General features: G+C 61.5%; 12 protein-coding genes. 8 read left to right on the forward strand and 4 right to left on the reverse strand.

Going from position 1 to position 13,503, the window contains the following annotated elements; translation table 11 throughout:
• Positions 1-138: 138 nt before the first annotated feature.
• From RA21_RS15680 to RA21_RS15690, 3 genes are all read right to left on the reverse strand, one after another.
• Entirely contained in the window at positions 139-732 is a 594-nt protein-coding gene (locus RA21_RS15680; protein WP_206540062.1) for a helix-turn-helix transcriptional regulator, read from the reverse strand.
• Positions 733-1,194: 462 nt separating this feature from the next.
• Positions 1,195-1,761, reverse strand: a complete 567-nt coding sequence (locus RA21_RS15685; protein ID WP_039150560.1) for a UbiX family flavin prenyltransferase — start codon at positions 1,759-1,761, stop codon at positions 1,195-1,197.
• Positions 1,758-3,266 (reverse strand): UbiD family decarboxylase, encoded by a 1,509-nt coding sequence (locus tag RA21_RS15690; protein WP_039150714.1) that lies wholly within the window; start codon positions 3,264-3,266, stop codon positions 1,758-1,760. The genes RA21_RS15685 and RA21_RS15690 overlap by 4 nt, the downstream gene beginning before the upstream one ends.
• Positions 3,267-3,455: 189 nt before the next feature.
• Here RA21_RS15690 and ubiT point away from each other — a divergent pair, with 189 nt between their 5' ends.
• Genes ubiT through RA21_RS15710 form a run of 4 tightly spaced genes read left to right on the forward strand, consistent with a single transcriptional unit; the run spans position 3,456 to position 7,063 of the window.
• Positions 3,456-3,944: a ubiquinone anaerobic biosynthesis accessory factor UbiT gene (gene ubiT, locus RA21_RS15695; RefSeq protein WP_443136567.1), complete on the forward strand. Its 489-nt coding sequence runs from the start codon at positions 3,456-3,458 to the stop codon at positions 3,942-3,944.
• Positions 3,944-4,921 (forward strand): ubiquinone anaerobic biosynthesis protein UbiU, encoded by a 978-nt coding sequence (gene ubiU, locus RA21_RS15700; RefSeq protein WP_039150717.1) that lies wholly within the window; start codon positions 3,944-3,946, stop codon positions 4,919-4,921. The genes ubiT and ubiU overlap by 1 nt, the downstream gene beginning before the upstream one ends.
• A gap of 4 nt (positions 4,922-4,925) precedes the next feature.
• Positions 4,926-5,831: a ubiquinone anaerobic biosynthesis protein UbiV gene (ubiV, locus tag RA21_RS15705; RefSeq protein WP_019297894.1), complete on the forward strand. Its 906-nt coding sequence runs from the start codon at positions 4,926-4,928 to the stop codon at positions 5,829-5,831.
• Positions 5,828-7,063, forward strand: a complete 1,236-nt coding sequence (locus RA21_RS15710; protein ID WP_193748079.1) for an NnrS family protein — start codon at positions 5,828-5,830, stop codon at positions 7,061-7,063. Before ubiV ends, RA21_RS15710 begins: the two co-directional genes overlap by 4 nt.
• Before the next feature lie 596 nt (positions 7,064-7,659).
• Here RA21_RS15710 and qhpR read toward each other — a convergent pair.
• Positions 7,660-8,715, reverse strand: a complete 1,056-nt coding sequence (gene qhpR / locus RA21_RS15715; RefSeq protein WP_039150563.1) for an AraC-like transcriptional regulator QhpR — start codon at positions 8,713-8,715, stop codon at positions 7,660-7,662.
• A gap of 160 nt (positions 8,716-8,875) precedes the next feature.
• Here qhpR and qhpG point away from each other — a divergent pair, with 160 nt between their 5' ends.
• Genes qhpG through qhpC form a run of 4 tightly spaced genes read left to right on the forward strand, consistent with a single transcriptional unit; the run spans position 8,876 to position 13,495 of the window.
• Positions 8,876-10,234 carry a flavin-dependent monooxygenase QhpG gene (gene qhpG / locus RA21_RS15720; protein ID WP_019297897.1) on the forward strand — a complete coding sequence of 453 codons (1,359 nt, stop codon included), beginning with the start codon at positions 8,876-8,878 and terminating at the stop codon, positions 10,232-10,234.
• On the forward strand, positions 10,210-11,733 hold the full coding sequence (gene peaA / locus RA21_RS15725; protein WP_039150566.1) for a quinohemoprotein amine dehydrogenase subunit alpha: 1,524 nt from the start codon (positions 10,210-10,212) through the stop codon (positions 11,731-11,733). Before qhpG ends, peaA begins: the two co-directional genes overlap by 25 nt.
• Before the next feature lie 17 nt (positions 11,734-11,750).
• Positions 11,751-13,175 (forward strand): quinohemoprotein amine dehydrogenase maturation protein, encoded by a 1,425-nt coding sequence (gene peaB, locus RA21_RS15730; RefSeq protein WP_039150569.1) that lies wholly within the window; start codon positions 11,751-11,753, stop codon positions 13,173-13,175.
• On the forward strand, positions 13,172-13,495 hold the full coding sequence (gene qhpC, locus RA21_RS15735; RefSeq protein ID WP_019297900.1) for a quinohemoprotein amine dehydrogenase subunit gamma: 324 nt from the start codon (positions 13,172-13,174) through the stop codon (positions 13,493-13,495). The genes peaB and qhpC overlap by 4 nt, the downstream gene beginning before the upstream one ends.
• Positions 13,496-13,503 lie beyond the last annotated feature (8 nt).

Raw genomic sequence — 13,503 nt, forward strand, 5'->3', positions numbered from 1 at the left:
GAGCGGCGTAGCCGGACCCCAAATTACAGGAATCAGTCAGCAAATCTGACGGGGATGCTGCACTGCAATTGGCGGGCGCTCCGGCGCCTCTGCTGTGGCCGCAATTGCAACAGAAAAGACGACCAATATCCGGGGAACCTAATGCTCAATATGGGCAAGAAGCGATACCAGCTCCCCTTGCCGGTGGGTGTTGGTTTTCTGGAAGATCGACCGCAAATGGCTGCGGGCGGTCCAGATCGAGACCCCTAGCGCCTTGGCTGCCTGCTTAGGGCTAAGCCCTCTGGACAGCTGGAGGGCAACCGCCGCCTCGGCTGGTGTCAGATGGAATTCCTGCTGCAGCAGGTCTGCATTGGTGTCCGCCTGGTCTTCAACCTGCCGGATACTCAGCAACGACCGGGCTCCGTCCAGTTTCTCGCGGAACGCCGCAGGCAGCGGAATGACATCAATAAATATGGTTTTATTCTGTGAAACCTTTAGCTTAACCGGCGGCGGCAGCGGCTGTTCCGAATTTTCATCATAGTCCATTCCAGCCCGGATCAGGCGGGACAATTTTGCATTCTGGAGCGGGTCTCTGATCCGGATGCTTTGCCAGTGTACAACCAACTGGCATGCCGGGCTGCCGTTCAGGACCAGGTCGACAAAAGCCAGGTTCCCCGTCCTGTCCAAGGCCATTAGCCCATGGCACTTGCCGCCGAGCAGGTCGGTCCATTGTTCCAGCCATACTGAAGCCAACGTGCTGCACCCCTCATCACGTTTCCAGTCGTCGCGACTGGCCCGAATTGGCCTCGTGGGTGAAGTGCTATAGGGTCCCGCTGCGGCTGAAAACTCTCTGCAATGAGATGTGATATCTTTGCCCCTAAGCGCAATCAGCGGGCAGGCTTTCGCGCTGGCAGCAGCGTCCTGCAATCCATATGCACTTCTTACACATTCAATACTTCAAATGCACCGAAAAGTAAATCAGGCGTACTGCCTGCTGGCAGCATTTTCGGCGGAATTCATCTCACTCTCTGCCGGTATCAAGGACCTAAGCAGTCCCCAGTTATTTGATGACGAATGGAAGGTCTCCTTCCACCGCACAGGAGGATAATAGAGCACGGCTGCGTCTGAACGCTGCCTCCAGACAGGGGGGCAAACATAGGCCTATCCTGTGCATGATTGCCCAAATGGTAAGAACAGCGTGCTAAGTGGTTTTTGCTACGGCGACCAGGCTTGAGCACATGCTGCGGATAAATTCATCATGTCGACAGCCCGGGCAGCGACTTGACTGGCGGCTTCCTCCAAGGTTCCATGCCCCAAGTAAAATGCCGGAACCGGCGGCATCACGACAGCACCCATTTCAGTCACTGCCGACATGTTCCGCAGATGCGCCAAAGTCAGCGGCGCTTCACGCGCCAAAAGGATCAGCCGCCTGCGCTCCTTCAGCTGCACACTGGCAGCGCGCGTCAGCAGATTGTCATCGAAACCATGTGCGATGGCGGCCAGTGAGCGCATAGAGCACGGTGCAACAATCATTCCCGATACCGGAACCGAGCCTGAAGCAATTGCAGCACCGATGTCATGCACGGGGTGGCAGCGCGCAGCCATCGCTCTCAACTCCTCAGAAGCTCCAGCCCCGCATTCCTGAGCCAGGGTCCGCTCAGCGGCCGCGCTGGCGACCAGATCAATTTCCGCTCCCAAATTCAGAAGATGCCGCGCAACCGCCAGGCTGAGAACAGCACCGGAGGCACCCGAAACGCCCAGCACCACCCTATGCGCACTCATGACATCAGTTCCGGCATCAGCCGGGACACAAGTTCCGCGGCAAAAGCCTGATCCTTGGCATCCGCTCGCATGACCCCGCCCCATTCACGCACTGTCTCGCTGCCGGTCTTCGTTGTGGCATCAATACCGATCTTTCCGGCCAATCCAGGTTTCGGCGACGCAAAGTCGAGATAGTCCATTGGTGTGTTCTCCAGCACCATGACATCGCGGGACGGGTCCATTCGGGTAGCCAGAACCCAGGCGATGTCATCCCAGTTCCTCGGATCGATCTCCGCATCTACAGCGATCATCATCTTGGTGTAATTGAACTGCGGCAGCATCCCCCACAGCGCCATCATCACCCGGCGCGCCTGCCCAGGGTAGCGTTTGTCGATGCTGACAATGGCAATCCTGTAAGAACAAGCAGCCGGCGGCAGCCAAAGATCGCGAATCTCCGGGATCTGCGCCCGAACCGTTGGCAGGGCCAGCCGGTTAAACACCTCACCGATGACCGCAGGCTCATCCGGCGGCCTGCCGGTATAGGTGGAGAGATACAGAGGATTTTCGCGATGCGTCACTGCACTCACCTGCATGACGGGAAAAGGTTCCGCCGGATTGTAATAGCCCGTGTGGTCACCAAAGGGGCCTTCGGGGGCAGTTTCCGAAGCAGACACCCAGCCCTCCAGCACAATCTCAGCATCGGCGGGCACCAACAGCGGGATAGTCTTGCAAGGCACCAGGCGAGGACGGGCTCCGCTGAGCGCGCCAGCAAAAGTCAGCTCCGACACGGTTTCCGGCAAGGGCAACGCCGCGGACAGCAGCGTGGCAGGGTCTGCCCCCAGAACCACAGCGGCGGGCATAGGCTCGCCCCGCCCTGCCCAGCCGCGGTGGTGCGCCGCCCCGCCCCGATGAGGCAGCCAGCGCATGATCAACCGCGACCGGTCCAGAACTTGGGTCCGATAGACACCAGCATTGTAGCTGTTGATGTTTTCAGGGACGCTGCCGTGCGGCCGGGTGATCACAACAGGCCAGGTGATCAGCGGCCCGGCGTCCCCAGGCCAGTGGGTTTGTACTGGAAGGATATCCAGGTTTGCATCCGCCCCCTCGCAGGCGATGGCCTGAACCGGGGCGGTTTTCACCATCTTCGGGCGGGTGGCCAGAGCCGCCATGAGCATCGGCCAGCGGGACAGAGCATCGCGCAGCCCGTCCGGCGGCGGCGGCGACCGGAGAGCCGCCAGAAAGCTTCCCAGATTATCCAATCCGTCCTGCGGCACCCCAAGCCCGGCGGCCACGCGCTCCGATGTCCCGAAAAGGTTCAAAACAACCGGGATATCCGAAACCTGGCCGCCCGCCAGCACCGGGTGATCGAATTGAAGCACCGGACCACCGGCCTCCAGCACCGTGCGGTGCACCGCTGTCATTTGGTGGCGCACGGAGACCGGGTCGGACACCCTCTGAAACTGCCCTGTGGAGAGGCACCAATTCAAAAACTGGCGGAGGCTGGGGAATGGCGGATGAGTACGAATGTGACCGCTCCAATTCTGATTTCCGCCGATCCCTAGCAAAGTTTCCCGCTGCGAATTTGTCCGCCGACAAACTCTGGCCGCGCGTGAGGCCATAGACCCGCTGCAATTGAAGCTACCGGCGGGAAAGGACTTCTTTTGCCACACACCCAGCCACAAATCCCAATTTGCCCGGCGGCCCTGGCGAAGCTGCTGCGCCTAACGCCCCTTGTTCCGGTATCACTATCGCTCACGGCCTGCTCAAGGCGTATTGCCAATCGCCACCCCGGCCTGTTCCGCCGCTTGGGTGAGCACAGCCGCAAGCGGTTCATCCTGGATCCCGCGGATTTACCCGTTGTTCTTTGTCTTGAACCCAATGGTGGCCAACCTAAGGTCCGCGCCCTGCGCGGCAGAAGTGAAGGTGACGCCCGGATTTCCGGCCCGCTGGCCGCGCTTCTGGGGCTGGTGCACGGGACCTATGACGGGGATGCGCTATTCTTTGCGCGGGATCTGGTGATTGAAGGCGACACTGCGGCGGCACTGGCGCTGCGCAACGCAGTGGATGACGCCGAACTTGACCTGTCGCAGGAGATCGCCGCAATGTCCGCGCCATTTTCCCGGTTCCTGTTGCGGGCCGTTGCCTATGCTCAGCGGCGCACAGGTGTCTCGCTGGCCCGGCCGGAGGAGGAAGCAGCATGGTGATGGAAATCGTCTGCCCGGCAGGCACGCCCGCGGCCCTGCGCGCTGCCGTCAAGGCTGGGGCGCATACAGTCTATTGCGGCTTTAACGACGAGACCAACGCCCGTAACTTCCCTGGCCTCAATTTCGATCGTGCAGAAATGCGCGAAGGCGTGGGTTTTGCCCACGATCACGGCTCCAAGGCGCTGGTTGCAATCAACACATTCCCCCGCGCAGGCGATCAGGCCTTATGGCACCACGCCATTGACGACGCAGCGCAATCCGGCGCGGATGCGGTTATTCTGGCGGACCCTGGCTTGCTGAAGTATGCCGCGCGCAACCACCCTGGCCTGCGGCTGCATCTGTCTGTTCAGGCAGCGGCCGCCAATGCCGACATCATCAACTTCTACGCCTGCACCTTCGGCGTGAAACGGGTGGTGCTGCCGCGAGTTTTGTCGGTGCCGGAAATCGCCGCCATCAACGCAGAAGCGGAAGTGGAAACCGAGGTCTTTGTTTTTGGCGGGCTGTGCGTGATGGCCGAGGGACGCTGTTCGCTCTCCTCTTACGCAACCGGACTGTCGCCCAATATGAACGGGGTCTGCTCCCCCGCTAGCCATGTGGAGTACCGCGACGAAAACGGTGCGCTGGATGCCAAGCTGGGCGGGTTTACCATCCACCGCGCAGCCAAGAACGAACCCGCGCCCTACCCGACCCTATGCAAAGGCTGTTTCTCTGCTGGCAGCCAAACCGGGCACCTGTTCGAAGACCCGGTTAGCCTCAATGCAGAGCAGCTGATCCCGCAGCTGAAAGAAGCTGGGGTTACCGCGCTGAAGATCGAAGGGCGTCAGCGCTCGAAATCCTATGTGGCGCAGGTCGTGCGCAACTTCCGCGCCGCCGTTGACGCGCTGGAGGCTGGCCAGCCGCTGCCGCAGGGCATGCTGGCGCGGCTGTCAGAAGGCCAGGCCGTGACCACCGGCGCCTACAAGAAAACCTGGAGATAGCCGCATGGAACTGACTGTTGGGCCGAACCAATTCTTCTGGCCGGCCGAAGACTGGAGCGCGTTTTACGGCTCCTTGGCCGAAGCCCCTGTTGACCGCGTTGTTATGGGCGAGTTGGTCTGCTCCAAGCGCCTGCCTTTCTACCAGGAGCGCATCCCCGAAGCGCTGGCCCTGCTAACCGAGGCGGGCAAGGAGGCTGTACTGACAAGCCTGTCCCTTGTAACACTAAAGCGCGAGCGAAAGCATACTGCGGATCTGGCCGCGATGGGGGTAACGGTTGAGGTCAACGACCTGACAACACTGGCGTACCTGCCCAAGGGAATGGGTTTTCACGTCGGCCCGCTGGTCAATGTCTACAACGAGGGCACATTGGCTTGGCTGGCCTCGCTGGGAGCCACGCGTATCTGCCTTCCGCCAGAGCTGCCGCTGTCGTCGGTTAGAACGCTTGCTCGTGCAGGCAGAGAGCTGGGCATCGCCATTGAAGTTTGGGGCCACGGTCGGCTGCCGCTGGCGATTTCAGGGCGCTGCTACCACGCGCGGCTGCACAAGAGGACCAAGGACAATTGCCAGTTTGCCTGCGAGAATGACCTGGACGGGCTGGATGTGAAGACGCTGGAAGGTCAGCCCTTTATGGCGATGAATGGAGTGCAGACTTTGTCGCACAGTTACGCCTGCACCGACTATCAGATCGAGGCACTCGCAGACGCCGGAGTTTCCGCCTTGCGCCTGTCACCTCAATCTCAGGGATTTACCCGTATTTGTCAGAATTATCGCGGCCGTGTGACTGGTGTTCTAGCGCCAGGTGCCATTGCCGCGGATGTGCAGAAGGCTTCCCCGCAGACCCGTCTCAGCGACGGCTTCCTGACAGGCCCAAGCGGTGTGGCCTGGTCCGCGGGTCCAATACCGTCGTGATCAAGCGCAAAGCCTTGAACGCTTTCTGGGATGCCCCGTACCGGCCGTTGTTCCTTTCAGCATTTCTGTACGCGCTTCTTTCTGTCGCCTGGTGGCCGCTGGGCGTTCAGTTAGGTCTCCCTGAACCGGGGCTGAAGCCAGCGGTTTTATGGCATGTCCACGAGCTGCTTTTCGGATTTGCCGCCGCTGCCATTGCAGGCTACCTTCTGACAGCGCTGCCAGGCTGGACAGGACGGCAGCCATTGCGCGGCCCGGCACTTAAAGCTCTGGTTTCTGTCTGGCTGCTGGCTCGTACTGCTTCCGCCATGGATCTGCCGCTGGCCGCCGCCCTGTTCCTGAACAGCGCATTTTTCCTTGCCCTTTACGGATACATCTTTAGCGAACTGGCTGCTGCACGGATTCATTGCAAGCTGGGCTACGCTGGAGCTGTGCTTGCCTTGGGACTGGGGGAAGCATTTTTTCTGGTTAACGCCAAAGCTGGAAATATCTGGACTTGCCTAAACCTTGCGCAATCCGTTCTGATCGGGTTCCTGGTGCTGATGTTTTTCATCGGTGCACGGGCAATCCCAGCCTTCACCCGGAATTGGCTGGCGCTGTCCGGCCGTTCAACTCTTCAAGTACAGGAATACCCCAAAACACGGGCTGTTTCACAGGTTCTGCTCATACTGGCCCTGGCCTTAAAACTTGCCGGAGCTGCAAATGCCGCAAATGTTCTTCTAGTTGCCGCGGCAATGGCAATGTTCTGCTCCATACCAGGCTGGAGAACTCTGGCTGTTCTTTCCAACCCACTTCTTGCCGCGTTGCACGTTGCCTTTCTGTGGCTGCCTGCTGGCGCATTGCTGGTTGGCGTCACCGGCCTGGATCTGGCGGGTTACCCGGTTTCCACGGCTATTCATGCCATTACCATTGGTGGAATGTCCGGCCTGGTTATGGCCATCGCCGGGCGGGCCGGAGCCCATTCCAGCGGCGGGACGATGCGCGCCAGCAAGAGCTTTTCAATCGGGGTGTTACTAAACGGAGCCGCGGCTTGGATTCGCCTCTCAGTTCCGCTCTTTCCAGCTCTTACAGACAAATTGACCGTTGGCGCAGCCCTGTTGTGGTGCACTGGCTGGCTTGTCTTCATTGCAGGCTTCCTGCCCGCCCTATCCGGCCCGCCCCGCCGGCCCGTCCTGAGCGGACGGCGCCTCATAGCACAGGACCCGACGGAACCGTCAGCCCAGGCACCTGAGTGAACAGATTGCCTCATTTCCTAGATGGAAAAACACTGGAGGCACCAGTTGCAGAGTCGCTCCAGCACCAATCACTTGTGGTTTCTTGCCTCAAGATATCACCGGAATTCGGCTCGCTACTTGCCGCCGTTTCGCGGGGGCCTTTACCGTTGATGTGTTCAAGCTGCGCCAGCCGGCGCAGGAGGCAATTGCAAGGGGGCCGGAATGCTGTCGGCGAACAGCTTTTGTCAACCGCGTGCGCGGCAAGAAACCTGACAACACTCCCCGCCAATTCGGTACCTTGCATCCGCAACCAATATCATAACAAACCACCGTGCTGACACAAGCCAATGGCATGATCACCGCAAATCACCTGTATTTGAAAATGAAAAGCTAAGGTAAAAGGCACTCGGCGCCCGGCGATGTATAGGACGAGGCAAGAACTATCCGCAGAAAAGAAAAAAGGCCTGTAAAGGGACATCAAGCAATTCGGATGAGCAGCCAATAAATTGTATCAGGCGCATACGACTGTCCATGTAAATAGACACCTTCACTGAAGTCTGGAGGGTGCCAACCGCCGCATGTAAGGCGTGTCACGAATTACGAATTGATTTCCTGTTTCAATTTGATGCCAATGCGACCTCACCTGCATTGTCCCCAAGACCGCAGTCCGAGACCTGCCTCCGGAAACGGCTGGGAGTTACCCCCTCCTGCTGCCGGAATGCGCGTTCAAAGGCGGAGACTTCAGAATATCCAAGCCATGCAGAGACGTCTTGGAGGTGCGCACCAGGGATCAGCAGCATGCGCTTGGCAATTTCCATCCGGCATCCCGCTAGGAGGTGCGAATATTTTTGCCCCTCATCTTCCAGCCGGCGCCGCAAGGTGCGCCGGGACATGCCCAACGCGGCGGCGATGGCAGTTTGCTCAAAACTTTCTCGGCCGATCCGCATCATCAACTCGCGGCGCACCCGCACGGTAACTGGCGCGGCGCGTTCGCTCTGCCTGGCATTTTGAACAATCGACTGAGCTGCTTCCTTGAACGCAGGGTTGGCACCGCCAGGCAGCGGCAGATCCAGCAGTCCTGCAGAAAACACCAGCCGGTTCGCGGGGGATGCAAATTGCACCGGACAGCGGGGACCAGCCTTGCTGCCGCTTTGCAGAGCGCTTGATTCGTGCTCCAGCGACAGCAGCTCTGGCCGCCAATCCGGTCCGGCAGCAGACCGTATCAGGTTGTGGAAAACCGCCAGCGTCAGCTCCGCGTCCTGCCGCCGCGGCCAGATTCGGTTGTCCAAAATTCTATAGGTCAAAACGGCCTGACCAGCGTCCACTGCCAGCCGCAATTCAGAGTCGCTTTGCACAATAGGGAAAGCATTTCGAAACAGCGACAGTGCTGCACCAAGCGTTGGCGCCTGGTTTATGAATTCTCCAACCTCGCCAAGGTTTTGCAGGTTGAAAACAGAACCGACACGCCAGCCGAAATCGGGCAGTTTCAAAATGCTCGACGCGTGCTCGCAGAAATCCACAAACTGCTTCAGGCCGATCTCCCCCGCCAGGTCCGTGGGACCAATTCCAGCGCTGCGGAAAACCGGGGCAGCATCTCCGTTCAGAAACTCAACGGCCCGCAGCGGGTCGTTCAAAGTGGAGGCGGAAATCCGGGGCTGGTAGGTGTGTGGCATCGGGCAGTTCCTCAGGATTGCGCCAGAATACCGCAAAAATCCGCTGTTCCAGAAATTTTGCCGAAACCGGGGCCGCAGCGGCCGAATCTGTCCGGAAATGTCGGATAGTTGTCCGGAAGTGTCCGCCACAAGGAACGGCCCGCTGGGGCACCTTGATTAAATGGCACCTCAAATTGGCACCTTTGATATCGCAATTGCAGGCGGCGGCCCGGCCGGATCGGTGGCAGCGGTTCTGCTGACGCGTGCCGGGTTCCGCGTGGCGTTGGCCACCCTTCCACCGCGCGGGCCGCGGTACGAGGGCATGTCCAGCCGCGTCGCTGCGATCCTGGCGCGGCACGGTTTGCCGCTGGAAGGAATTGGCCCGGCAGCCCAACGCCATGTCAGCTGGGGCGCTTTCCAGGGCGGGCAGAACAGCGAGCACCTGGCCGACCGCAGCGCGTTTGATGCCGGGCTGCTGGGGGCTGCGCAGGATGCGGGCGTCAGCGTTACCTATGCGGCGGTGTCCAGTGTTCGGCCGAATGCCGGTGAAATCCGCCTGGCCGATGGCCAACGCCTGTCTGCCCGGTTGCTGCTTGAGGCCCGCGGCCGCCGCGCGCCGCGCAAGAGCTCGGATAGGGACCGTGCTGATCTAGTGGGGCCAGATACAATCTCAGTTGCCGGATTTGCACCGCCGCAGGCTGGAGGCATAGAGACACCCCGGATCGAAGCGCGGCCTGATGGCTGGGTCTGGTCGGTTCCAGTGAAACGGGACTGCCTATGGCTGCAAGCCGTGGGCAGCGCGGCTACGCTCGGCCGTAAAGGCGGCAAGGCTGCCTTGGCTGCTTTGTGGGGGACCGTACTTTCAGACATCCCCTTGCCTGCCCGTCCGTCCGTTCATGCAATTGCGCCGCGGCTGGCGGCACCGGATTTGGACCCGCTCTGCCCGCGGCTGGGCGATGCGGCGGTAGCGTTGGACCCTTTGTCGGGACACGGGATGTTCTGGGCGGTGTCCTCGGCGCTGATGGCGGTGCCCATTGCGCGGGCGCTGCTGGCTGGGGAGGCAGAACTGGCCCGCGACTTCTACCGCAATCGGGTAGCGGAGACCTTCTGGCGGCAGGCCCGGGTGGGCCGGGACTTTTACCGCGAGGCGGGATTCAGCACCTCATTCTGGCAGCAGCGCGCGGCCTGGCCGGATGACACCCCTGCCCATGACACGGACATCCACCCGCATGTGAGCAAGCGCGTGGTGGTGCAAGACGGTTTTCTAGCGCGGCGGGAGGTACTGATCACCCGGGACGCCCCCGGTGGTGCGGCCTTTACCGCCGGACAGGAGATCGTCCCTCTGCTGCGCCGCCTGACCGGCCAGCCGCTGCCGGATGCCGCCCGCTTTCACAGCACGGTTCTGCCCGAGGCGCCGCCCCAGGCGGCGCGGGCGATCCATCAATGGCTTTTATCGCAAGGCTTCACCGAGGGGGCGCAGATCCCCTGGGACACCACAAACAGGGAGACTGATTCATGCAACTACAATCCCGCGGCCTGACAGCTGCACTTCTGATGTCAGTGGCGGGTGCCATGCCTGCGCTAGCCAGTGAGGAGCTGCTGCAGAATATCTGCTCCAGCTGCCACACGACGGAGGAAAACGGGCTGAGCCGGATCAGCGGTCAGCGCAAGACGCCCGAAGGCTGGATGATGACCATCGTCCGGATGCAGCAATCGCACGGGCTGGACATCAGCGCAGAGGACCGCCGCGCCATCGTGCAGCATCTGGCGGACACCCAGGGCCTGGCCCCCTCCGAAGCAGCGCCGTTCCGCTATGCTCTGGAGAAGGATCCAAACGCGCAGGAGAGCTTCGACGAGCCCTTCGCCTCAATGTGCTCCCGTTGCCATACCGGCGCGAGGGGGCTGCTGCAGAACCGCACCGCGGAGGAGTGGGAGCTGCATATGGATTTCCATGTCGGCCATTTCCCAACCATCGAATACCAGGCGCTTGGCCGCGACCGGGAGTGGTACAAGATCGCCCGGACCGAGATCGCAGGCTTCCTGGCGGAGCAGAATCCGCTGGAGACTGCTGCCTGGACAGATTGGCAGGCTGCGGAGAAGCAGCCGGTGGCGGGCGATTGGGTGGTGATGACCGATCTGCCCGGCATCGGTGAGGCCTATGGGAAGCTGTCGGTCACGGGCGATGCCTCGCCCTATCAGGTCAGCGGCGAGTTCGTGACGGCGGACGGCACCGTGCATCCCGCGTCCGGCCAGATGAACCTCTACACCGGCTATGAATGGCGTGCAATTCTGGACATTGGCGGCACCTCCTACCGCCAGGTGCTGGCGCTGTCGGAGGATGGAAACAGCCTGCAGGGCCGCCAGTTCGACCGCGGCAACGATGCCCTGGGCGCGCCGCTGAGCGGTGTCCGGGAGGGGGCCGGCAGCGTCATCCTGGGCACAGTTCCTTCTGCCGTTCCGGCAGGAGAAGTGCAGGTACAGGTGGTGGGCACCGGACTGGAAGGTCTGGACGCCTCTGCTGGTGAGGCCACTGCGAACACCTTTGGCGCAGCGCTTTCGCTGGCAGCGGAGGGCAACGGCGTTGTCACCTTCAGCGCGGGCGGGGCTGAGGGGCAGATCGCCCATTACACCTCTGTCGACAGCCTTCGGGTGGAGCCTGAGTTTACCATCGCCCGCGTGGGTGGCGGCAGCGAGGAAGGCCCGGCGGCGGTGCCTGCCTATTTCAACGCGGTTGGCATGTGGAACGGCCCCGACGGCGAGGCCGGAACCGAGGATGACGTGCGCATTGGCCGGGTCGAGGCGCAATGGAACGTGGCCAACGCGCATGAACATGCGGCGCACATGAAGGACACTGAATTTGCAGGCGAAATGCAGTCAAACGGCATCTTCCTGCCCGCAGTTGCCGGCCCCAATTCCGACCGTCCCTTCAGCGCCAACAATGCGGGTGAGCTGAAAGTCCAGGCCGAGGCGATGGGCCAGCAGGCAGAGGCAATGCTGATCGTCACCGTGCAGCGCTTCATCGACCCGCCAATCCGCTGAGACCGGGGAGAGAGACCATGAAAGACTTTCACTATCAGCCGGCCAATGCGCACCGGGTTGAGGTCGAGGGACGCGAGGTTCTGTTCCACGTCCCCACCACCTCGATCTTCGAGATGGACGGGGTGGACCGGGATATCCTCGACTATGTGGCGCAGGAGCAGGTGTTCTCGATGGACGAGTTCGAGGCGCGGTTTGCCGCGGAGGACGCAGCGGTGCGGCTCGACGGGCTGGTGCGGCTGGATATCGTCAACGACGGCCGACCGCTGCAGCCGGAGCGCCCGCCAATCGAGATCGAGACCTTCCCGCTTACGACCATCGTTCTGAACGTCAACACCGGCTGTAACCTGGCGTGCTCCTACTGCTACAAGGAGGATCTGGCGGTGCCGTCGAAGGGCCAGAAGATGGCCTTTGACACTGCACGGAAGTCAGCGGAGATGCTGCTGGCCGAGAACCCGGACCGGGACAGCTACAACATCGTGTTCTTCGGCGGCGAGCCCCTGTCGAACCTGCCGTTGATCCGGAAGGTGGTGGACTGGGCTGAGCCGCATTTTGCGGCGCTTGGCAAGGAGGTGAACTTCAGCCTCACCACCAATGCGACGCTGCTGACCGAACCGCTGATCGACTGGCTGGACGAACACCGCTTTGGCCTGACGGTTTCCATCGACGGGCCCAAGGCGCAGCATGACCTGAACCGCAAGACGGTGGGCGGCAAGGGCACCTATGACACGGTGGCTGCCAAGGCGCGGCTGCTGCTGTCGCGGTACAAATCCAAGCCGGTGGGTGCCCGTGTCACCCTGACCGCAGGGATCACCAACATCGTGGAAATCTGGGATCATCTGAAGAACGACATCGGTTTCGCCGAGGTAGGCTTCTCGCCGGTCACCTCGGGCGAGATGGATGCCTTCAACCTCAACGGCGCCGAGCTGCTGGAGGTGTTCGAGGGGATGAAATCCTTGGGCCGCCTGTATGTCGAGGCGGCGCTGCAGGGCCGCAACATCGGCTTTTCCAACATGCATCAGATGATGAACGACCTCTATGAGGGGCGCTCCAAGGCGCTGCCCTGCGGGGCCGGGGTTGGGATGCTGGCAGTGAACCACGATGGCGCGCTGAACCTTTGCCACCGGTTCACCGGCTCGGAAATGGACCAGTTCGGCACCGTCGACGAGGGCATCAAGCGCAAAGAACTGTCGGGCTTCATCAAGGCGCGGTCTGACCGCACTGAGAAGGGCTGCGCCACCTGCCGGATCCGCAACCTGTGCGCGGGCGGCTGCTACCACGAGAGCTATGCCCATTTCAGCGACCCGATGATGCCCACCTATCACTACTGCGACCTGATGCGCGACTGGATCGACTTTGGCGTCGCCGCCTATGCCCGGCTGATCACCCAGGCACCGCAGTTCTTTCACCACCATGTTGCGCCGAGGAGGGCGTTTGGAAAATGAAACCGCTCAATCAGAAAGCCGAACGCGTTCAGCAGGCCGCGGCCGAAGGCCAGATGGACGAGGTCCGCGCGATGCAAACCGTGACTGCCGGATGCGCCACAACATTCGATCCGGGCTGGGAGGTTGATCCCTTTGGCGGGCTGGCCGCCCTGTGCCAGCCGATGGAGGCCGACCTTTACGGCTGCTCCGACCCCTGCTGGTGGCCTGCGCAGGTGCCCGACATCATGGTCAACCACCCGAACTGGGACGAGGGCGCGCCCAATGCCGCCAAGGACTGGCGCGCGCTTGGCGCCACTTATCCCACCGATGCCGAAACCTGAGGAGACCC

It is taken from the genome of Leisingera sp. ANG-DT, assembly GCF_000813785.1.
In the GTDB taxonomy this organism is placed as follows: domain Bacteria; phylum Pseudomonadota; class Alphaproteobacteria; order Rhodobacterales; family Rhodobacteraceae; genus Leisingera.